Below are 21,525 nucleotides of genomic sequence, written 5' to 3' on the forward strand. Positions count from 1 at the left end.
TTCTAGCGACAGGAAAGAGATGTAACCGTTATTGCTCGCCCCTCTCCCCATTGTATATTGGCATCTCGCGAGTCTTTAATAAAAGTTTGCTGACCACCACCGGGATAACAATCAGCCGGATTCTGGGGGGCAACAATTCCTTGATAAACCGTTGTTCCCGCCGGTAAAGTCACCGATACTACTTTGGTCGCTTGATTGGGAGGATTCCACTTTTGATCGAGGGCTAAATTTCTGATCACCTCCACATTCGTGGTATATTGATCCGTGGTCAGAAAACGACCTTTTTTGCTATTTTCGTCACTATAATAACGGAAAAAAGTCTGGGGTTTTTCTAGGGTAACTGCCTGACATTCACTATTGCGAAAAGTGATGGCAAGATCTGGAGGAAGAGGACAGGAAGGGGCTTGATCTTGAGCCAATATTTTCCGAGAATTGAAAGTCAAATTTTCGGGTAAACTATTGGTTAATGTACTGGCAGCGATTCCTAAAACAAGACTAAAAACGAGCGAACTAGCTTTCATCTTCACTGATTAAGAGAAATTCTTCTCGATTTTACCGTACTGAACCGACTGAAAATCTTGATTTCGCCCACTGGCAACAATTCTTAACTAATTTTCTCTATGCTCGCCACCCTAACCCCGATTAGCTCCCTAGCAGAAAAATTACCGCCATTGTCTGTCAACTTTCCTCGCTAGTGTGGGCAAATTGGGAAAAGAATCGTTAAGATCAAAAAAATTAACATTAATCTTCTTGACAAAATACCCCATTTGTACTATGAGAGACGCTATTGATATTTTGATGGAAAATCTGAGCCAGAGCATCGTCGGCCAAACCGAATCGATTCGCATTGTGCTGGTGGCTTTGCTCAGTGGTGGTCACGCTCTCCTGGAAGATGTCCCCGGAGTCGGCAAAACCCTGTTAGCCAAATCCTTAGCGCGTTCAATTAACGGTCGTTTCCAACGGGTACAATGCACCCCTGACCTCCTCCCTAGTGATATCACGGGAACCACGATTTGGAACCCCAACAGTCGCGAATTTGAATTTATCCCCGGCCCCGCTTTTGCTAACGTCCTGTTGGCCGATGAAATCAACCGGGCCACCCCGCGCACCCAATCGGCACTTCTAGAAGTCATGGAAGAAAAACAAGTTACCATCGATGGAGAAGCGCGGCCGGTCCCCCAACCTTTCTTTGTTATCGCCACCCAAAATCCGATCGAATATCAAGGCACTTTTCCGCTTCCAGAAGCGCAAATGGACCGTTTTGCCATTTGCCTGAGTTTGGGTTATCCCAGCGCCACAGAAGAATTAAAAATGTTACAAAGACAGCATTCTCAAGAGGCGGTTAAATCCCTAGAAGCTTGTATTTCCTTAGAACAGGTGGGAGAATTGCAAAGATTAGTCAGTCTGGTCAAGGTAGCTCCTGCTTTACAGCAATATATCGTCGATTTAGTCCGCGCTACCCGTGATCATGAAGATATTAGTTTAGGAGTCAGTCCCCGGGGTTGTGTGGTTTTGCAAAAAGCAGTTCAAGCTTACGCTTTCCTCGAAGGTCGCGATTATGCTATCCCCGATGATGTTAAGTTTATTACTCCCTATGTCTTCTGCCACCGTCTGATTCCTAGTCACGGTCGTCAAGCTAAAGTTATCGTGGAAAGACTTCTACAATCGGTGGCAATCGAGGATCGCATCTGTGCCTGAACTACTTTAAACCTCTAGCGGGGGAATAACAACGACTAGCAATTAAACCCAAAACTAACCACCAGAGGGTGCTAACTTGGGGACGATACCAAACTGTATCAAAAAAACCGTGGGCAAGAATTCCGGCCATAGCGGCAATTGCCCCGATTAACCAAAAGCCTTGACTATCCATTTTATCGCGTAAAAGTTTAATTTGATGGATGCCTTGGCCGATAGTTGTGACTAATAACCAGAGGAAACAGGTAAAACCAATAATTCCCGTTTCTACCATGATTTCTAATAGCACAGAATAGGCACTTAAAGCCGTGTATTTTGGCTTCATGAATAGGGGGTAAATTTTCTTAAAAGCATCATTACCCGGTCCGATGCCCAAAAGCGGATAAGTTTGAATCATGCGAATAACTGCATCCCAAACATTAATCCGAAAGTTATTACTACTATCTTCCCGGCCAGCGAAAATACTCATCACACGAATTCGCAGCGGATCCACCAACAAAATCGCCCCTAAAACCACCACGGCTAAACCCCCTAAAACTAAGGGTAAAAGCCATGTTTGCCAAAATAACGGTAGATAACTTTTGAACCAATAAAATAATAGCAATAAGAAGACGATTCCTAAGACCATCAAACCAATCCAACCGCCACGACTCTCGGTAAAAAATAAACAAGCGGCATTGGCTAAAGTTAATAAAGCCGCTAAAATTTTCGGTAGCCATCCCTGCCACACAAACAAGGCTGCACCGCTAAAAGCAATACCGGGTAATAAATAACTAGCTAATAAATTAGGATTACCGAGATAACTATAAACCCTAGTATCTCCCGCTAATTCTGAAGTGGGATCGTTCCAAGTTGCTAACTGTTCCGCGCCAAAAATTTGCTGGCGAATGCCGTAAACACTGACTGCTAAAGCGGTTAAAACTAAAGTAGTCAGAATCCAATTTGTTAGGCGTGGTGAGCGCATAATTCTGGCAGTAAAGGCAAAAAAGATGAGATTGAGAGTTAATTTAATTAATCCTTCCAAAGCTGCCATTTTAACGGGAGAAAAAGCCGTAGAAACCGTGGCAATTCCCCAGTATAAAAGCACTAGAATATGAATCGGTGTCACCCCGATTTTGCCTTCGTCCACAAGGGTTAACAGTAGCCAATAACCGGCTATTGCTAACAATAAAAAACCGATTTGACTGGTGGAGAAAAACGGCGCAGTGGCGATAAGAAGAGAGATTAACAGCGCACCCATCAGTTCTGTCCACTCCACAAACCGGCTACCCTGTCGCCATTGACTAAAAAGGCCGACGAAACGATGCAGATAGCTATATTTTGACCAAGAAGCGGGGGAAAAGTTCAGTAGGGTGATTTGTTTCCAAAAAGCATTCATATTGTTTTTAGTTGCGGTTGTCACCATCACACTTTGATTAAGATACCGATTGTATCTTAATTGTTGACTCTTGGGAGCCAAAAGAGTTTCAGTCTGGTATCTTAGGGCAGCTTCACACAGTCAAAACCTAATAGCATAACCAGTCTAAGTATGGGGTGAACGTAAAGCTTGACCTAAACGAGTTAAGCCTTGGGAACAGTCAAAACGATCGAGATGTACTTCAATAAATGATAGGCGATCGATGTTACCCTGGGCAATCGATAAAGCCTTTTCTAATTCCCCTTCTGTCCTGACTTGACAACTCCAACTTTCCCCGTTAAATACTGCCGGTAATTGGTGATATTTCCACGGTTGTAGATCATTATAAATATTATCCTGAATTACCCGCTCGATCGTGTAACCATCGTTATTAATTAAAAAGATAATTGGATTGAGATGGTGACGGATAATTGTCGAAAGTTCTTGGGCAGTCATTTGAAAAGCACCATCACCCACAAAGACGATAGGACGAGTATTGGGGGCGGCACAAGCTACTCCTAAACAGGCGGGAATTGAATAACCAATAGAGAGATAAAATGCTTGACCGATAAAGTCGGTTTGTTGGGGCATTAATAAATCAATTGTGGCAATAATTGCATCCCCTGTATCCGAAATGACAAAAGATTCTTGAGCGATAAAATGATTCATTCGCTCATAAAAACGAGCATTAGTTAATTTTTGCTCTGGCACGGGTAGGAATTCTAAATCCTTCAATTCGGCCGCTGGTTTAATCTCTAGTGTAGCTGCTTCTTTGTGACTTAGTTTATCAATTAAACCATCGATAAAATCCCCTAGGAATACAGGTTGATAGAAGTGATGTTTAATTTTTACTTTCTCGGAATTGGCATTAATCAAATTATTGGGATTTAAATGAGCCGTAAATCCGCCTAAATTCATATCGGACATAATCGCCCCTAAACAGAGGATACAATCGGCATTTTCCACCCGTTGACTAACGTATTCGCGACTTAATGCTCCCACATAAGTGCCGATAAATTGCGGCTGCATTTCCGAAATTGACGACTTACCTAAAATAGTGGTGGCTAAGGGATAACCCGTTACCTCTAAAAGTTTCAGCAACTTATCTTGGAGTTTAAACCGATGAAATTCTACCCCCGCTAAAATAATTGGTTTTTCCGCTTTTTCTAATAATAAAACTGCCTCTTCAATGGCTTCTTCTAAAGCGGCGGCATCCGTGAGATTATCGGTTAAATAAATTGGATTTTCTGAGGGGATACAGGGACGATAGACCAGATCCCGAGGAATTTCGATATACACAGGACGTTTGTGATGCAAACAAGCTGCTAAAGTTTGATCGATTTGACTGGCTGCTTGGGCAGCATTAGTGAGAATAACCGAGGCAACCGTGACTTTTTCCATGATCGAAAATTGCAGATTATAATCGCCCGTGGTGTGGTGTAATAATAAATTATCCCGGCGAATCGAGCGATCAGAAGCTCCACTAATTACCACCAGGGGAACTCTTTCAGCGTAAGCACCGACCACAGCATTAACGAGGCTAAATCCCCCGACTCCGTAGGTGACACAGACAGCACCCATACCTTTGACTCGCGCGTAAGCATCGGCGGCATAACCTGCGTTAAGCTCATTACAGGTGCAAACTAATTCGATCGGACTTTCCACCAAAACATCCATCAAATCGAGGACATAATCCCCCGGCACCCCAAAAATATGATTAACCCCTAAACTATGGAGACGCTGGAATAAATATTCGCCGATCGTGATCATAGCAATTTTCTCCTGGTGTGTTGGCACATTCAGGCCGATCATAACGATTTTTTCCAAAAATAGGCTAATCCCCAGTAATAAACTGGAAAGTAAAAATCAGGAAACCTTAATTATATCTAGGTGCTGCTGATCGATGCTATAGTATAAAATCTGGGGTTTTTCTCTTGGGTGTAAAAAAATATCTGCGGCACTTTTTCAGCTATAATTTTTACAGGAGATTCCCTAAAACTTTCGACTTAACTAAGGCTGACTGTTAATGATTTTTACTGAATTAGTTTTGCAAAATTTCGGTCCCTACGCCGGTCGTCAAGTGATTAATTTACGTCCCGAAAAAGATAACAATCCCTGTCCGATTATCCTTTTAGGAGGCATGAATGGGGGCGGTAAAACTACTTTAATGGATGCGATTCGTTTGGCTTTGTACGGTGCGCGGGCAAAGTGTTCTACTCGCAATAATTTAAGTTATGCCGAGTTTCTCAGTCAAGCAGTTAATAATCAAGCTTCTCTCATCGATCAAGCGAGAATAGAACTGGCTTTTGAACATCTAGTTAATGAACAATGGCGACAATATCGTATCGTTAGATACTGGACAAAACAGCCCAAAGATGGTAAGGATACCCTCGGTATTTTAGATGAAGATTGGCCCGATCCTGCCTTAGCTAATACTTGGGATGAATATATTGAAACTTTATTACCTTTGGGTATTTCTAACCTGTTTTTATTTGATGGGGAACAGGTAAAAGAATTGGCAGAACAGGATGTACCTCCTGACAGTGTTAAGGATTCGATGCAGACTTTATTAGGGTTAGAATTAGCGGAAAGATTAGCCGTTGATCTCGATATTTTAGCTGGTCGCAAGCGCCGGTTATTAGCGGCAGAAAATGAACTGGCAACTATTGAAGCGATCGAGAAAAAATTAGCCCAGTACCAAGAAGATTTAGAATTGGCTCGGCAAGAAATGGAAACTCAACAAAAAAATTTAGATTTAGTTAGAAATGATTTTGATGCAGTCTCGGATAAATTTCGCATTGATGGTGGAAAAATTGCCGCCGAAAGAAGTCAATTAGAGAGCAGAAAAAAGGATTTAGATAAAAAGTTAGATAAACAGAGGGAATATTTAGGTCAATTAGCGGGGGAATTATTACCATTAAAGTTAATTTTTCCTCTCCTAGAAGCCGCTAAAATTCAGGGAGAAAAAGAGCTAAAATTGCAATCGTCTCAAGTCGCTCAATCGGTTTTAGAATCCAGAGATAAAAAGTTACTTGCTTATTTAAAACAACTGAATTTAACCTTAGAACAATTGGATAATATTAGGAAATTTTTACAGCAAGAAAATCAGTTTTTAGCTCAGGATAGCGATTGTTTGATTACTCCTTACTTAGATTTAGACGAGGAGGCGATCGAGTTATTAAATCGAGTCTTAACCCATCAATTACCGGCACAAATTAACCTCGCTCATCAAGCGATGGAACAATTAAGAAATCTGGAAGTTGACTTAGATAATTTAGAGCGAGAATTAGCAGTAGCAGCCTCTCCCGAAGAATACGAAACCCTGAGTAATAACTTAAAAAATGCTCAGAAAAAGTATCTAAATGCTCAAGCATCATACGAGCAAAGCCACAAAAATTATGAAGAAATCAAAAAGAAAATTGAGAAGACTAAAAAAGAATTATTTGCCTATAGTGAGAAAGCTTTAGAATCCCAAAGTAACGAACATATCGTCAATGCTATTGTCAAAGCACAGCAAACTTTAAAAGTCTTTAAAGAACGCTTAACTTTAAAAAAATTAAATAGATTAGAGGGAGAAGTAGCGGAATGTTTTCGTTATTTATTGCATAAGTCCGATCTGGTGCAGAAAATAGCGATCGATGCTGATACTTTTGGTCTATCTCTCTTTGGTCCCGATGGACAAAATGTGCCTAAACACCGTCTTTCTGCCGGAGAAAAACAACTATTAGCGATCGCTTTTTTGTGGGGATTAGCGCGAGTTTCCGGACGAGATTTACCCATCGCTATCGATACACCCCTGGGACGTTTAGATTCTTCCCATCGCCATAATTTAGTTGAACGTTATTTTCCCGCTGCTTCCTCTCAAGTTATCCTCCTTTCCACCGATACAGAAATTGGACAAAATGAGCTACTCTTATTAGAAGAACAGGAAGTAATCGCCCGAAAATACCTGCTAGAATACAATTCCCAGCAACGTCAAACCACTATTCACCCAGACCGTTACTTTTGGTAAAATTATGACTGAGATAAATTCCCCAAAAATCCTCCCCCAATTAACTTGAGACATCGGGCCTTACTTTCGATTTTATCGCTCAATCCAAGCTTTTGGGGGGTTCTACCCCCCAAACCCCCCGTTGGGGGCGTGGCGCGGCCACTGAGCCTTTACATTGAGCCTGTCGAAATGTGTCGAAGTGCCGCCCCCAAACCCCCCGCGCATTAGTTTTTCGGTGGGATGCTTACACGCGGCTGCTGATACATCTGTAATAATTTAAGAGTTACTGATAATTGCCGATTGTCGTTATTTCTGCAAATTTGAGATGCACTCATCAGTTATCATTTATCAGTTCTCAGATGCCAGTTATCAGTTCACTGTTTACTGATAACTGAAAAAAAACTCCCCACTTTCCACTATCCTATTAAACAGGATTGAGAATGACTAACTATTTTATCATCAGTCAGATCGAGGTAAAATTATAAATTATGGAATCACCGATCGAACGTTTTAGACTATCCCAAACCGCCAAAGATAGCCTAATAAAATTAAAACGCTACACCAAAATTGACCAATGGAATATCCTTTGTCGTTGGGCTTTTTGTCGTTCCCTTGCCGAACCGAGTCTCCCCTCTCCCGTTCCCATTCCTGCCGATAGCAATGTAGAATTATCTTGGAAAGTATTCGGGGGAGAAATGGCCGATATTTTCTTAATTGCCCTCAAACAACGTTGTCATCAAGACGGATTAGGAACCGATAAAGAAACCCTAACTCAACAATTTCGCTTACACTTACATCGCGGTATCGGTTATCTTGCTGGGGATACCAAGCTAAAAAAAATCGATAATTTAATCGAATTAGAGAGAGAAAATCTCAGAGAATCTTAATCAAGGAGGTTTATCCTTAATCCTTTAATGGTTCAAACTCACCCTAAAAAACCTTCGGTCGGCCTAAAGTAGTGATATAGATAACCGCTTCATCGGAGGGAATGCCTAACACTTCATTCACTTGATCATCAAAAAAACCACCGATACCACTAACCCCTAACCCCAGATGAATAGCTGCTAAATTTAATCTCTGTCCCAAATGGCCCGCATCTGCATGAAGATAACGATAAACTCGATCGCCATATTTAGCCACTGCTTTTGACAGATCCGCCGTATGAAAAACCACAGCAGCCGCATCTCGTCCCAAATCCTGACCTAAACAGAGATAATGTAACTCTTGCCGGAAATTTTTAAAGCGAATTTGCCGCAATTCTTGGGCTTTAGGAGCATAATAATAACAGCCTTCCTCTAATCCAGTTACTGCCGAAACAGCGATAAAAGTTTCCAATAAATCCAGAGCAAAATAATCGGGATTGGGATCGAGATTTTGACTGGCATAATCTTGGGGTTGATAGGTAAAATGCAGCAGCGCTCGCAATTCGTCTAAACTGAGACTAGCGCCACTATAAGCGCGGGTAGATCTGCGTTTAAGCATCGTACTTTCCAGATCGATTAAATCTTCCCCCCAATTGACGGGACGGGATGTCACGGAAACTTTCAGACAAAAAGGAAAATTATATTTATCTTCCCAATTAGACGGAGTAACGGCTGCTTCTATCTTTTCGTCTGCATCTATGATAGTGGCTCGCTGTAGGGAGCTTAATAATTCTCCCTCGGCAATTTTGGGATAAACAGTCGTGGTTGCCGAAGGGAGTGCCGTGGTACTAGGGGGGAGATTTTGCCGGATATTGAGCAGATCTGCCAAAGGAATCACCGTCATGACACTTTCTTTCTCGGAATCAAGATAAAGCAATTCATTCATCTGACTATCGTTAAAACCACCGATTAAATGAGCGCGATAGTCATTAATCGAGGCTGATAGCTCAATATTGCCCAATAAATGCCCTGTATCGAGGAAAATACGCCGATAAGCTCGATCCTCGTAGCGCCAAGCGGATCGATAAAAAATGGCACTGGTAACTAAAGCGATATCGGTATTTTCTAAAACAGGATTCCAGAAACAAGCAGATTGTAGGTTCGTCCAGACATCACTTTCCCAGAATAAAAGCAGCGAGTGACTTTGACCTTGGTAACTGTAGAGACCGGCGGGTAAAAATTCCGTGCCACGAGAGATCAGATAGACCTCGGCGGGGTATAATCCACCAGCAGAGGGTGCGGAACGTAGGTACAAGGGACTGCCCATAGTGGCGATTTTGGCAGTTAAACCATAGCTACAGCCCAAAATTCGCGATATACGTCGCCAAAAGTCTCCTTTTTGGGGAACTGTTTGACGGGAGAGGTAGGGTTTGAGATCGAAAGTCTGACCGATTTTGTATTCTTTGAAGGGATAGGGTTGTTGACTCCAATCAAGACCTTTACTTTTTGAGGCGATCGTCTGGGGGTCGTATTTGGTCCGCTCGTGGTAGTATTGGGCGATCGAGATTGGCTGATCTGGCATGATAAAGATAGGCTGTCTAAGCTTTACTTTTTAGTGTAATATCGATGACCCCCAAAAAATCAACCAGCCAGAGAGTCGATCGGCTAAAAGTAAAGATAATTACAAATTTCACCCACATAAAATCTATGGAAATTATCGCTGTTTTACTGGGAGTTTTCGGTTTAGGCACAGGTGCGGGTTTATTAGTCATCCGTAACTATTACCATATCTGTCAACCGAGCGAAGTTTTAATTTTTGCTGGTAGTCGTCGTCCCACGGCCACGGGCAAAACCATCGGTTATCGTTTGGTAAAAGGGGGCAGCAGTATTCGTTTACCCATGATAGAACAAGTGTATCAGATGGACTTGACCAACATGATCATCGATCTCAGGGTGGTTAATGCCTATTCTAAGGGCGGTGTGCCGTTAATCGTCACCGGGGTGGCGAATATTAAAATTGCCGGGGAGGAACCGATTATTCACAATGCGATCGAGCGTTTATTGGGCAAGAAACGCAAGGAAATCGAACAATTAGCTAAAGAAACCCTCGAGGGCAATTTGCGCGGTGTCTTGGCGAATTTAACCCCAGAACAAGCGAACTCCGATCAGATTGCCTTTGCTAAAAGTCTCCTGGAAGAAGCGGAACAGGATCTAGAAAAATTGGGTTTAGTTTTGGATAGTTTGCAGATCCAGAATATCTCCGATGAGGTGCGTTATCTCGATTCGATCGGACGGAAGCAAAAAGCCGAATTACAGAGAGATGCCCGGATAGCAGAAGCAAAAGCCCGAAAAACATCGATTATCAAGGCTTCCGAGAATCAACGTCTAACCGCTTTGCGTCGTATCCAAAAAGATTTAGAAATAGCCAAAGCTGACGCAGAAAAACGGGTGCGCGACACTCAAACTAAGCGCGGCGCCATGATTGCCGAGGTAGAATCGGTGGTTATGTCCGATTTAGCTAAAGTACAGGCAGAAGTGGCGGTACAAAACGCCCGAATTAAGCAGGTGAAACAGCAATTACAAGCAGATGTGATCGCTCCTGCGGCGGCGGAATGTCAACAAGCGATCGCAAAAGCCCGGGGGGAAGCGGCCAAAATTATCGAACAGGGGAAAGCGCAAGCGGAAGGAACCAAAAAACTGGCGGCCTCTTGGCAAGGAGCGGGAAATAACGCTAAAAACATCTTTTTATATCAAAAATTGGAGTTATTGCTTAAATTAATGGTCGCTAGTGTGCCAGAAGTGCAGGTGCAAACGGTGACGGTAGTGGACGGGGGTGATGGTAATCTTGTCCCGAAAATGACTGCCTTTGCTGAACAATTGCGTCAAGCTACCGGAGTGGATCTGGTACAAATGGCTAATCGCCTAGCACAAACCGAGCCATCTGTCAAGGGCAAAGACACAAATTTTGATTTTAAACAATTGCCCTCTTGAATCAGTTATCAGTTATCAGTTATCAGTTATCAGTAGGAGGATAGAGTATTGTACCATTTTTCTTTATTTGTGGCAGGCATCCTAATCCCCTCTACCCTTCTGGGAGAGGGGTTGGGGGTGAGGGTAATTAACTATCTCTGCCATTACTTTAGAAAAATCGTATTAAGTGAGCAGTATTAAATGGCAGTAAAAGTCCTGTCTGTTCACTGATTACTGATTACTGATTACTGATTACTGATTATTGTCCACTAAAATATTAATCAAGTTTGGAGACCACCGCCATGGATGACTTAATTAATGCTCCCTCCCCTTCTCCCCAAGACATAGAAATGACGCGGACTCCCCCCTGGGGAACGGTGACGGTATTGGAGGAAGGTCCGCGGTATCGCATCAATCGCATTGTCATTAAACCCGGCCATCACATGAGTACCCAAATGCACTACCATCGCAGTGAACACTGGATTGTCGTCTCCGGTACAGCGCGGGTAATTTGTGATGAAAAAGAAACTCTCCTCAAACAAAAAGAATCTACATACGTTCCCATGAATACCCGTCATCGGTTGGAAAACCCCGGTTCGATTCCTCTGGTGATGATTGAGGTGCAAAATGGCGAATATTTAGGAGATGATGATATTCACCGTTTTGATGATCGAGAATAGAACAGTTTTCTTCCGTATATACTTTAGTTATTTGCCAAAATCTCGATCGTGGATGAAAAAATTATCCTAGTTACAGGGGCTGCCCGTTCTGGGAAAAGTGAATGGGCCGAATATTTAGCCAAAATCAGCCAAAAACCCGTTATTTATATCGCCACCTCCTCGGTGGATGAAAAAGATCAAGAATGGTGCGATCGCATTGAAAGACACCGGCAGCGACGTTTACCCCAATGGCAAACCCGAGAAATTCCCCGACAATTGAGCGAAACTATTGATAATAGCCCATTTACTCACTGTTTATTGATCGATTCCCTCGGTACTTGGGTAGCCAATTGTTTAGAAATGTCGGCAGCTGAATGGTTAGAAATTAGCGATCGATTCTTGTCTTCCCTCAAAAACGCGGCCGTTGATGTTATTCTGGTAGCGGAAGAAACCGGTTGGGGTGTGGTTCCCGCTTATCCCCTCGGTCGTCTGTTTCGCGATCGTTTAGGCGATCTCTGTCGTAGAATTGGCACAATAGCAGACGCGGTTTATCTAGTTACCGGCGGCCATGCTCTTAATTTAAGTCAATTGGGTCAGTCTTTGTCGATAATTGGGCAATAGAGAAGTTGACATCCTCACCGCCGTAAACGGACGGTGATTCCCAAACCTCACGATTTAGGTTTCTGCTTCTGTCCCGAAGGATTTTTCGCACCTGCCTTAACAGATTTACTCTGTTCTGGTCTTATGGTCGCTCTACAGACTGACACCGCAAGCCCTGCGGCCAAAATGTTTTTACTGGCGTTAACATCTCGGTCATGGTGAGTCCCACAGTCTGGACAGTCCCACTCTCGAACATTTAACGGCATTTTCTCAGCAATATACCCACAATTACTACACCTTTTAGAGCTAGAAAACCATCTATCTATTTCGATGTAATTTCTGCCGTACCAACGGCATTTATAGGCTAATTGTCGGGTGATTTCTCCCCAGCTTACATCAGATATTGCCTGAGATAACTTGGGGTTTTTGACCATATTCTTGACGGCTAAATTCTCAACTACAATCGTTTGGTTTTCACGAACTAATTGAGTGGTTAGCTTATGTAAATGGTCTTGTCTGTTATCAGTAGTTTGGGCGTGAATCTTGGCTACTTTGATTCTCGCTTTTTCCCGATTTTTTGAGCCTTTCTGTTTTCTAGAAAGGCTTTTTTGTGCCTTTTGCAGTCTCCGATAATGCTTTTTAAAATGCTTGTGATTAGATACTTTATCGCCATTGCTGGTAATCACAAGGCTACTAATTCCTAAGTCAATTCCAATGGCTTTATCTGTTACTGGTAATGGCTTAATTGTTGGGTCATCAAATCTAATTGAGATATGCCAACGTCCAGAAGGATGTAATCTGACTGTTACTGTGCTTGGTTCACAGCTTTCTGGGATTTGTCTTGACCATCGAATAGGTAAAGGTTCTGTGCATTTAGCTAAATAGATTTGTCTGTCTTTAAATTTAAAAGCAGATTTGGTAAATTCGGCACTTGCTCCTTGATGTTTTTTCTTAAAGTTAGGATACTTAGTACGACCAGCAAAGAAATTAGTAAAAGCTGTTTGTAAATGTCTTAACCCTTGTTGTAAGGGTAAACAGCTTACTTCATTGAGAAAGTTTAATTCTTCTTGTTTTTTCCACTCGGTCAACATTGAAGAAGTTTCAGTATATCCTACTCTTTCTTGTCTTTCGTACCATGCTTGTGTTCTGACATGGAGAGCTTTATTGTAAACCAATCTTACACAGCCCAAAGTGCGCCGCAATAGCGACTCTTGTTCCGGTGTGGGGTAAAATCGAAACGAATAGGCTTTTTCCATACCTCACATTTTAGCATATATTTCGTAAACGATGCTCATATTTAACAGTAAAGCCGCCGTAAAACGGCGGGGTTTCAGACCCAAAATTTTCGATGAGCAACGATTATCAGCGTCAAGTGATTGATTTTTATGCCCGTCGTCACGATTACGATAACGATTTTACGCAAGCTCGCGCCCTTAAATTAGTAAATTATCTCTATTTACAAAAAAGCCAATCTGTGCTAGACGTGGCAACGGGAACGGGATTTATAGCGGTCGCAATTGCCCCAAAAGTAAAAAGTGTCATCGGGGTTGATTTCACGCCGGAAATGATTGCCAGAGCCGAAAAAAAGCTAGAAGCATTAAATATCGAGAATATTGACCTAATTAACGCCGATATAGCTGCCATTGACTTTGCCGAGTCTAGTTTCGATCTGATTACCTGTTCTCTGGCGATTGCACTTTTCCCCGATATCCCGCAAGTGCTGGCAAAATGGTATCAATGGTTAAAAAAAGGCGGTTCGATCGCCTATCGGCTGCCGAAATTGCGACTCTAGTGAACAATTATCGCCGAGAAATCGAGAAAAATGCCACCGATCAGGGGGTATGGCAAGATGCAACCACTTTTTTTGTCACTGCTAGTAAAAGTTAGAAAAAGATCATGAGTCAAGTTAAAACCATCTCCGGACGAGCTTTACCCTTGCGAGGCAACGATATTGACACCGATCGCATTATTCCGGCTCGTTTTTTGCGTTGTATCACCTTTGAAGGTTTAGGCGAACAAGTGTTCGCCGATGATCGAGCCGCTTTACAGGGGAGTCATCCTTTCGATCTACCCCAGTACCAAGGGGCGAAAATTTTGGTAGTCAATGGTAATTTTGGTTGTGGTTCTTCTCGGGAACACGCACCGCAAGCGATTTTACGTTGGGGAATTCAAGCAATTATCGGGGAAAGTTTCGCCGAAATATTTTTTGGCAATTGTATCGCTAATGGGGTTCCCTGTGTCACTGCCGAGGCTAAAACCATCACCCATTTACAGGATTTAATTACAGCTAATCCCGAAATTCCCGTCGATCTTTCTTTGACAACCATGACAGTGGAATGGGGGGATTTTGTCGCTACCGTGTCTATGAATGAAGGTTCCCGACAGATGTTAATAGAAGGGGGTTGGGATACCTGCGGACAGCTTTTACAAAATCTCGATCTGATTCAATCTACCGCCCAAAAGTTACCCTATTTAAGTTTCGTCTAGGGAAACAATCTAGGCTGAGGGTGCGTTAGTAATAGATTAACGTACCCCGGCAAGGATTTTGTTTGCAATGCAGCGGCTGTAAATATTGAAAAATCTGCCCTATGACTCATCCTGATAATAATCTCCAAAATATCCAAGAACCGATTTTAAACGCTCCCGAAGATGTGCGAAAAATCATTGATCGAGTTTTAAAATTGGAAAGAGATAAGTTATACCAGCGCAATCCTCGCAATATCAATGATGATGTTTTAACGATTATTAAAGAAGTCATTCAATAATCAGTTATCAGTTATCGGTTCACTGTTTACTGTTCACTGAAAAAACTTACCCATCATCCCCTCTATATAAATATGAAACTACTATCAATAAAGTTATGTAATTTTCGACAATTTTATGGTAAGACTCCTGAGATACATTTAGCGGCGAGTTCTCGCAATACAACGGTAATTTATGGCAATAATGGGGCGGGAAAAACAACAATTTTAAATGCTTGTACTTGGGTACTGTATGAAAAATTTACAGCAGCTTTTGCCGAACCAGAGTTATTAGTTAATAAACGGGCAATTACCGAAGTAACCACGGGAACTTCCATAGAATGTTCGGCAGAAGTAAACTTTGAACATGAAAATAAACGCTATCAGGTAAAACGAAAATTTTTCGCCTACCAAGATGTAAATAGTAAAATTAAATACGGTTCAAATAGTTTATATATGCTCTACGCTGGTGATGATGGTAATTGGTACACACCCAATCAACCACCAGAGGATATTATTAATCAAATTTTACCCGAAAGTTTACACCGTTATTTCTTTTTTGATGGCGAATATATCGATCATCAATTTCGTAGTAGTAGCCAAGGTAAAATCGCCGAAGATACAAAGGAATTATTGGGAGTTAAAGTATTAGATCGAGCGATCGAGCATTTAAAAAAAGCTAAAAAATCTTTACAAGAGGATCTTAAAGATTTAGGGGAATCGGATTTAAAAAAGTTATTGAAACAGGAAAGTAAAATTGAGCAGGATTTCGAGAAATTAAAACAGCGTCAGCAGGATATTATTAACCAGTTATCCCAGCAGGAAGAATTAAAAAAAGCCGTGACTAATCGCTTACTAGAGTTAAGTGGTGCCGAGGAATTAAAACAGTTAAAAGAAAAATTAGAACAACAGGAAAGAAATCTGCGGCAAGATTTAGTCAGAACTAAGGATAAGTTAAAGAAATTAATTTCTCAGCAAGCTTATCAAGTCTTTTTAAAAGGAATTAATCAAAATTTTCAGCAATTAATCGATCGCCTACGACAACAAGGGGAATTACCCAGTGGTATCAAACAGCAATTTGTCCAACAATTATTAGAGCGGAAAAAATGTATTTGTGGCCAGGAATTACAGGAAAATAGCCAAGCTTATTTAGAGGTACAAGACTGGATGAATAAAGCAGGAATGGCCGATGTGGAAGAAGCGGCCATTCGCTTATCTTCCACAGTCAAAGAAATGGATCAACGGGTCTTAGATTTTTGGCAAGAAGTCGATAATTATCAAGCTAATATTCACCAGTGGCGCTTAGAATTATCTTTGGTAGAATCAGAATTAGATGAAGTGCGGGATAAATTTCGCCATTATCCCGATGAAGATATTAAAAATCTGCAATCTCGTTTAGATGCGTTCGAGGATTCTCTAAAAGATTTACGCTTGGAACAGGGTAGCAATAAAAATCAACTAGATATTTATGAAAAAGAGTTAGAATCCCTGCAAAAACAGGTACATAAACAGCAACAAAAAGAGGAAAAATATAATTTAGGACAACGACGTATTTTAGCGACTCAAGAGGCAATTAATCGCATTAGTGAGGTAAGACAGAGATTAGAAAATCAGTTTCGTTTGTCCTTAGAAAAACGGGTACAGGAAATCTTTAGCTCAATTTCTTTTACTCCCTATATTCCCCGTATTAGTCCCGATTACGAGGTAAGATTATTAGAAAATACCACAGGATTTGCCATTCCCGTGGCAGCTTCTACCGGAGAAAATCAGATTCTTAGTTTATCTTTTATCGGGGGAATTATCGATCGAGTGCGAGAATGGAGTCAGAAAAATACTTTGATGGGAATTGATAGCAGCACTTTTCCTCTGGTGATGGATTCCCCTTTTGGTAGTCTTGATCATATCTATCGTCGGCAAGTTGCGATCGCTATTCCTAAATTAGCCAATCAGTTAGTTGTTTTAGTGACAAAAACTCAATGGAGAGGAGAAGTAGAAACCGAGATTTCTCCCTATATTGGTAAAGAATATGTGTTAGTTTATAATTCTCCGAAAGCAGATTGTCAAGAGGATTTAATTAATCTTCATGGTGTTAATTATTCTCTGGTGAAACGCAGTCCTAATAATTTTGAATATACGGAAATTATCGAAGTTAATCGATTTTCCTCCTGACTACTAAATTCTGTTGTTATAACTAAATTTTAACTCCTAATAAAACGATCAATTGCTGTATTCATTGTCCCAACACGACGGGATAATTCCACAAGTTCCGTGGTGACAATATTATAATCTCCTAAATATTTATGGAGATTAGTTCCTTCTTTTTGATGGGCAATTTCTACTAATCTTTCCTCTCGCAATTCTTGCAAATGATCGAGGACTTCTTCTAAAGTATCTTCGAGGGGAGGTAAGGGAAGAGGAGGATTATTTGTTTGCAAAGCTTCGGTTAATTGCGTCAAAGCTTGGGTTATTTGTTGCGTGAACAGACTTAGATTAGGATGGGGAGGACTACCGCGATATTGTTCCAATTCCGTCAATAAAACTGTCACCCCGCGACCAAAACGAGGAATATAATTACTTAAAGTGATTGCCGGTTCCATTTGTGGAAAGGGTGTGCTAGGATCGTCAATTAATCGTTGTAAGGCCGTTTGCATAGTTGTATTTGCTCGTCGAGCTTTATTGCGATGGGAAGATAAAATTGCAGTTTGATAGGATGATTCTCCTAAATAAACTGCCATAACTGACTGAAAAAATACTTGATTAGCTTCTAATGCTTTAATGGCAGCGAGGGAAAAACGTTCATCTTCATTAAACCTTAAAAAACCGAAGGAAAGTACAAAGGCTAAAGCACTACCGATTAAAGTGTAAACTATTCTGATATACTCTAAATTAATGCCGTCATTGCTGGCATCCAGACGACTGATGATTAAAGCAAAAATTGTGATAAAAAATACGGCCAAACTATAGTGAAATCGCACCAAAGCTAAAGCGATCGCTATAGAAATTACACCAATAATTTCTAACCAGATCGGATTATCGATAATTGGCAACAGTGCCAAAACAAAAAACGAGCCTAAAATCGTGCCAAACACCCGATTAAAAAAGCGTTGAAAAGTCAGGCTAAAATCTGGTTTTAACACAATAACTAAGGTTAAACCAATCCAAAAACTATGGGTAATTCCTAGCTTATTGTAGATCAACACTCCTAGGGCACTTCCCAAACCCAAGCGTAAACCATGGCGAAATAGGGGCGATTCTAGATTAAAATTAGATTTTAAGGGTTCCCACCAAGCTTTTTCTTGACTGTACTCTTGTTCTATCCCTTCAAAGTTCCGCTGCCAGGGATTTTTTTTATCGGAAAAGTCCTCGCTTTGCCGCAAATGTTGCGCTGTTTCACTGGCTATTTTTAGCTGTTTAGATAATTTTTTTAAACGATTATTTAATTGCGAAATTGCCACATAACTGCTATAATCATCCTGGGCATTTTCTAAAACTTTGGCTTGCAGGTTTTTTTGTTGCTCGATCGCCTTGAGTAATAGCTGCAAACGCTCACAATCCGGTCGTTTATTTCTCCCCAAAATTAACCAGGCAATATCTTCGCTAATTTCCGCCACTTGCACGAGAATATCTTCTAATAAAATAGCCACCGTGGTCAGTTGTGGCAAGGGATGAAGATGAAGCAATTCTCGCAGCGCGATTAAGCTGGTATTAATGCGATCGCTATCTTCGATCAAGACGATTAACAATTCCCGCAGCTCACTCTTTCCCCAACGTCCCCGACGCGTTAAGGTGACAGTTTTCCTAGAACGGAGCAACAGTTGCCGGATTTTGTTAAAAGATGGCTCCTCATTAGCATTAGAACGAGAGTGTAAAGGCAAAGAGCGGAGATAGGTGGCGATACCATGAAAATTTTCCGCCGTTACCTGACGTAAAGGCTGATTAGGACGAAAAGGCCAGATAAACAGGGCCAAAAAAATTGTCCATCCCCCCCCCAACACAACGATTCCGGCCCGTTGTAAAGCGACGATAATATCCCCCGATGGCAAAGAAACAGCAAAAAGCAGCAATAAACTGATTACTACCCCAGCTAACGCCCCATTTTCCCCGTAAACCGTCAAATAACCCGCTAGAAACAACCCACAAAAAACTATCACTACGGTCAATCCTAGCCAAGCACTGGCTAATGTACCGATAATCAAAGCTAGAGCCATCCCGATAGTCGTAGCGACCAGGGTTTTCGCTCTCAGGCAGTAAAGTCCCCCTGCATCGGCTAAAATCAAGATTTGAGCCGCTAAACCGACCATTAACCCCAATTTTGACTGATTTAAAATATCACCGACAATAATCGGTACTGCGATCGCTAATAAAGTCCGAATCCCCCGCTCGATCTCAATATCGCCACTAGGACGCAATAAAAAAGCAAATCGCTGAAGTAGCATAAATTCACTGAAAACTTAACTCTGGAACCTGATAACATAGCTACCGATCAATAATTTTACGGCAGCCAACGGGGTTTAAAACCGGCGTTGAGTTCTTGAGGTAAAATTTTCGGGGTGCTATTGGGACTGAATTGATCAGGAAGTGGTAATAACCAGAGACGACCATCGGCAATGCTTGACCCCTCCCCAGTGACTAAATCATTTCCGACTCCAAAGGGTATGGTTGCTAACTGATCAAATAATAAAGCCACGCCATCGGGAGACATACTCATCTGCACGTCACGATAATTAGGTAAAGCCAGCAGGGGTATCATTTTACCCGTTTCTAGCTCAATAATCCCTAAAAAAGGTTCTTCTTTCACTTTGCCATCGCTGCCCATAACCAGATCGCTTTTCAGACAGTAAAGGGTTTTTTCTTGTCGCGGTTCAAATTCACAGCTAATAATCGGATTAGCTGTTCTTAATAGTAGTCTTGACTCTCCCTGATCGTTGAGCAGAAATAGCGATCGCTGATTATCCGGTTCTGATTTCACCATGAGTTTTTGGCGACCATCCCGGGAAAAAGCGAGTATTTTCTCGTAGGTGGGCAAAAATTGCGGTTTTCCCGCCTGGACATCCAAAGGAATCACCGCCACCCCTCCCGTTTGACTGACAACCGCTTTTTTACCGTCGGGAGATAGTAAAAAATTATCCCCTTGTATTCCTAACGGTCGCGATTGTCCATCATCCCTGATTACCCATAAACTGGCATCCCCCGGATTACCGTGATTGATTCTCTGCACGATTAGGGTTTTGCCGTTATCTGAGAGATTAAAGCGCAGATTTTGATAGGTTTTCGCATCTAAAAACCTTTCTATACGACCACTGGGCAAATTTTGACCATTTTCGTCATGATTTAAACCCGTGGTAATTGTGTAAAGTTGCTGTTTCGGGGTATCTCGTCCTAAGTCAGAGCGATCAAAGGCCGAAAGTAAAATTCTCTCCCCCGTCGGATAGATTTGAAAATCCGTGACCACCAAATCCCCAGGGGTAAGGATGGTTTTTTTCAGTTCTGTGACGTTATTTGCCCCCTGAATGATATTACAGACGATTAAACGGCCTCTTTCCTCTTGGTTGACTCCAATGTAGGCAAAAGCTCGATCGTGGCTGTAAAATTCGCCGATAAAATCCTCACCTTTGGCAATGGGTAACTTTACTTGATATTTCTTGCCGTAGATTGGCAATTCTGTCAAGGTATAGGTTAAGCGATCGCCAGACCAGCTAATTTTACCCGGCAAGGGAGGATCGATCACCAAGCTGGTTTCCACGTCCGAACGGTCAATCGGTCGATTAAAACTTAAAGTAAAATAATTGTCCCTAACGCCGATTTTTCGCCCTTGCCAGCTAAAATTCTCCCCTCGCGTAGGAACTTGATTTCCCTGGATCAAAATCGACGATATCGCCGCAATTAAAGCCAAAATAGTCGCTAACACTAAGCGATCGAACCAAGCTAATCTTTTCATCAGTTATCAGTTATCAGTTATCAGGAGTCAAAATGCAAAAGGCAAAAGGCAAAAGGCAAAAGGCAAAAGGCAAAAGGCAAAAGGCAAAAGGCAAAAGGCAAAAGGCAAAAGGCAAAAGGCAAAAGGCAGCTTTATTCTCCCCACACCCCACACCCCACACCCCACACCCCACACCCCACTTCCCCACTTCCCCACTTCCCCACTTCCCACTTTCTTATCAGCTTTAGTAATGATTGTCATCGGTTTTTTCAATCGAATAAATAAAAACGCCCCCAAAAAGGAAGCGTTTTTTAACTTATCATGAGGACTTAGCAAAATGTGTGCAGAGTTAGAACGCGGATGTTGGATGGGGATCCAGCATCTGTTTATTTTTAACCATTGATCGCCGCTGCCGTCAAGGCCATGGGGATAGCATCACCGGAAGCTAAATCGAGGGGGAAGTTATGATCGTTGCGTTCGTGCATTACTTCAAAACCAATGTTAGCGTGGTTGATCACATCCGCCTAAGTTGCGGTCTCGCGTAGCGAGCGCGTTGCGACCGCACGTCCCTGGGAATCGATAATCGACTGGTTAAAGTTGAAACCGTTGAGGTTAAAAGCCATGGTTGAGATACCTTTTTTGGGTTTATTTATTTCAAAAATTATCTCTTTATTTGTATATTTTTAAACTTGT

General features: G+C 41.8%; 17 protein-coding genes and 1 pseudogene. 10 read left to right on the forward strand and 8 right to left on the reverse strand.

Going from position 1 to position 21,525, the window contains the following annotated elements; translation table 11 throughout:
• Positions 1 to 2: 2 nt before the first annotated feature.
• Positions 3 to 521 (reverse strand): hypothetical protein, encoded by a 519-nt coding sequence (locus tag myaer_RS20295; RefSeq protein ID WP_002800223.1) that lies wholly within the window; start codon positions 519 to 521, stop codon positions 3 to 5.
• A gap of 253 nt (positions 522 to 774) precedes the next feature.
• Between myaer_RS20295 and myaer_RS20300 the strand changes: the two genes are divergently transcribed.
• A complete protein-coding gene (locus myaer_RS20300; RefSeq protein ID WP_046663418.1) occupies positions 775 to 1,698 on the forward strand; it encodes an AAA family ATPase in 924 nt (307 codons plus the stop codon).
• A gap of 1 nt (position 1,699) precedes the next feature.
• Here the strand turns inward: myaer_RS20300 and myaer_RS20305 are convergent, their stop codons facing one another.
• Both myaer_RS20305 and myaer_RS20310 read right to left on the reverse strand, forming a co-directional pair.
• A complete protein-coding gene (locus myaer_RS20305; protein WP_046663420.1) occupies positions 1,700 to 3,073 on the reverse strand; it encodes an IctB family putative bicarbonate transporter in 1,374 nt (457 codons plus the stop codon).
• 144 nt (positions 3,074 to 3,217) lie between these two features.
• The gene (locus myaer_RS20310) at positions 3,218 to 4,861 is read right to left on the reverse strand and encodes an alpha-keto acid decarboxylase family protein (RefSeq protein ID WP_046663421.1); all 1,644 of its coding nucleotides are present in this window, start codon (positions 4,859 to 4,861) and stop codon (positions 3,218 to 3,220) included.
• Positions 4,862 to 5,117: 256 nt separating this feature from the next.
• On the opposite strand from myaer_RS20310, the gene dndD reads away from it, so the two are divergent.
• Positions 5,118 to 7,103: a DNA sulfur modification protein DndD gene (gene dndD / locus myaer_RS20315; RefSeq protein WP_046663422.1), complete on the forward strand. Its 1,986-nt coding sequence runs from the start codon at positions 5,118 to 5,120 to the stop codon at positions 7,101 to 7,103.
• 467 nt (positions 7,104 to 7,570) lie between these two features.
• Positions 7,571 to 7,969, forward strand: a complete 399-nt coding sequence (gene dndE / locus myaer_RS20320; RefSeq protein WP_004160206.1) for a DNA sulfur modification protein DndE — start codon at positions 7,571 to 7,573, stop codon at positions 7,967 to 7,969.
• A 43-nt stretch (positions 7,970 to 8,012) separates the two neighbouring features.
• Here the strand turns inward: dndE and myaer_RS20325 are convergent, their stop codons facing one another.
• Positions 8,013 to 9,527 (reverse strand): SagB/ThcOx family dehydrogenase, encoded by a 1,515-nt coding sequence (locus tag myaer_RS20325; RefSeq protein ID WP_046663423.1) that lies wholly within the window; start codon positions 9,525 to 9,527, stop codon positions 8,013 to 8,015.
• 125 nt (positions 9,528 to 9,652) lie between these two features.
• Here myaer_RS20325 and myaer_RS20330 point away from each other — a divergent pair, with 125 nt between their 5' ends.
• The 3 genes from myaer_RS20330 to cobU all read left to right on the forward strand — a co-directional run bounded on the left by myaer_RS20330 (position 9,653) and on the right by cobU (position 12,195).
• Positions 9,653 to 10,936 carry a flotillin family protein gene (locus myaer_RS20330; RefSeq protein ID WP_046663425.1) on the forward strand — a complete coding sequence of 428 codons (1,284 nt, stop codon included), beginning with the start codon at positions 9,653 to 9,655 and terminating at the stop codon, positions 10,934 to 10,936.
• 281 nt (positions 10,937 to 11,217) lie between these two features.
• Positions 11,218 to 11,595 (forward strand): phosphomannose isomerase type II C-terminal cupin domain, encoded by a 378-nt coding sequence (locus myaer_RS20335; RefSeq protein ID WP_002801624.1) that lies wholly within the window; start codon positions 11,218 to 11,220, stop codon positions 11,593 to 11,595.
• A 48-nt stretch (positions 11,596 to 11,643) separates the two neighbouring features.
• Complete coding sequence (gene cobU / locus myaer_RS20340) at positions 11,644 to 12,195, forward strand: bifunctional adenosylcobinamide kinase/adenosylcobinamide-phosphate guanylyltransferase (RefSeq protein ID WP_046663427.1); 552 nt, start codon at positions 11,644 to 11,646, stop codon at positions 12,193 to 12,195.
• A gap of 47 nt (positions 12,196 to 12,242) precedes the next feature.
• Here cobU and myaer_RS20345 read toward each other — a convergent pair whose 3' ends face one another.
• Positions 12,243 to 13,430, reverse strand: a complete 1,188-nt coding sequence (locus myaer_RS20345; protein ID WP_046663428.1) for an RNA-guided endonuclease InsQ/TnpB family protein — start codon at positions 13,428 to 13,430, stop codon at positions 12,243 to 12,245.
• 92 nt (positions 13,431 to 13,522) lie between these two features.
• Here myaer_RS20345 and myaer_RS20350 point away from each other — a divergent pair, with 92 nt between their 5' ends.
• From myaer_RS20350 to myaer_RS20360, 4 genes are all read left to right on the forward strand, one after another.
• On the forward strand, positions 13,523 to 13,966 hold the full coding sequence (locus myaer_RS20350; RefSeq protein ID WP_046663430.1) for a class I SAM-dependent methyltransferase: 444 nt from the start codon (positions 13,523 to 13,525) through the stop codon (positions 13,964 to 13,966).
• A gap of 104 nt (positions 13,967 to 14,070) precedes the next feature.
• A complete protein-coding gene (leuD, locus tag myaer_RS20355) occupies positions 14,071 to 14,661 on the forward strand; it encodes a 3-isopropylmalate dehydratase small subunit (protein WP_002792549.1) in 591 nt (196 codons plus the stop codon).
• Between the two features lie 101 nt (positions 14,662 to 14,762).
• On the forward strand, positions 14,763 to 14,939 hold the full coding sequence (locus tag myaer_RS21800; RefSeq protein WP_004160190.1) for a hypothetical protein: 177 nt from the start codon (positions 14,763 to 14,765) through the stop codon (positions 14,937 to 14,939).
• Positions 14,940 to 15,011: 72 nt separating this feature from the next.
• Entirely contained in the window at positions 15,012 to 17,084 is a 2,073-nt protein-coding gene (locus myaer_RS20360; protein WP_046663431.1) for an AAA family ATPase, read from the forward strand.
• A 29-nt stretch (positions 17,085 to 17,113) separates the two neighbouring features.
• Here the strand turns inward: myaer_RS20360 and myaer_RS20365 are convergent, their stop codons facing one another.
• The 3 genes and pseudogenes from myaer_RS20365 to myaer_RS20380 form a co-directional block, all read right to left on the reverse strand.
• Entirely contained in the window at positions 17,114 to 19,351 is a 2,238-nt protein-coding gene (locus myaer_RS20365) for an FUSC family protein (protein WP_046663433.1), read from the reverse strand.
• Between the two features lie 56 nt (positions 19,352 to 19,407).
• Positions 19,408 to 20,853 carry an Ig-like domain-containing protein gene (locus myaer_RS20370; RefSeq protein WP_046663435.1) on the reverse strand — a complete coding sequence of 482 codons (1,446 nt, stop codon included), beginning with the start codon at positions 20,851 to 20,853 and terminating at the stop codon, positions 19,408 to 19,410.
• 371 nt (positions 20,854 to 21,224) lie between these two features.
• Positions 21,225 to 21,467: pseudogene (locus tag myaer_RS20380) on the reverse strand (photosystem II q(b) protein); the annotation flags it as partial.
• Between the last annotated feature and the right edge of the window lie 58 nt (positions 21,468 to 21,525).

The sequence above is a fragment of the Microcystis aeruginosa NIES-2549 genome, assembly GCF_000981785.2.
Taxonomy (GTDB): domain Bacteria; phylum Cyanobacteriota; class Cyanobacteriia; order Cyanobacteriales; family Microcystaceae; genus Microcystis; species Microcystis aeruginosa_C.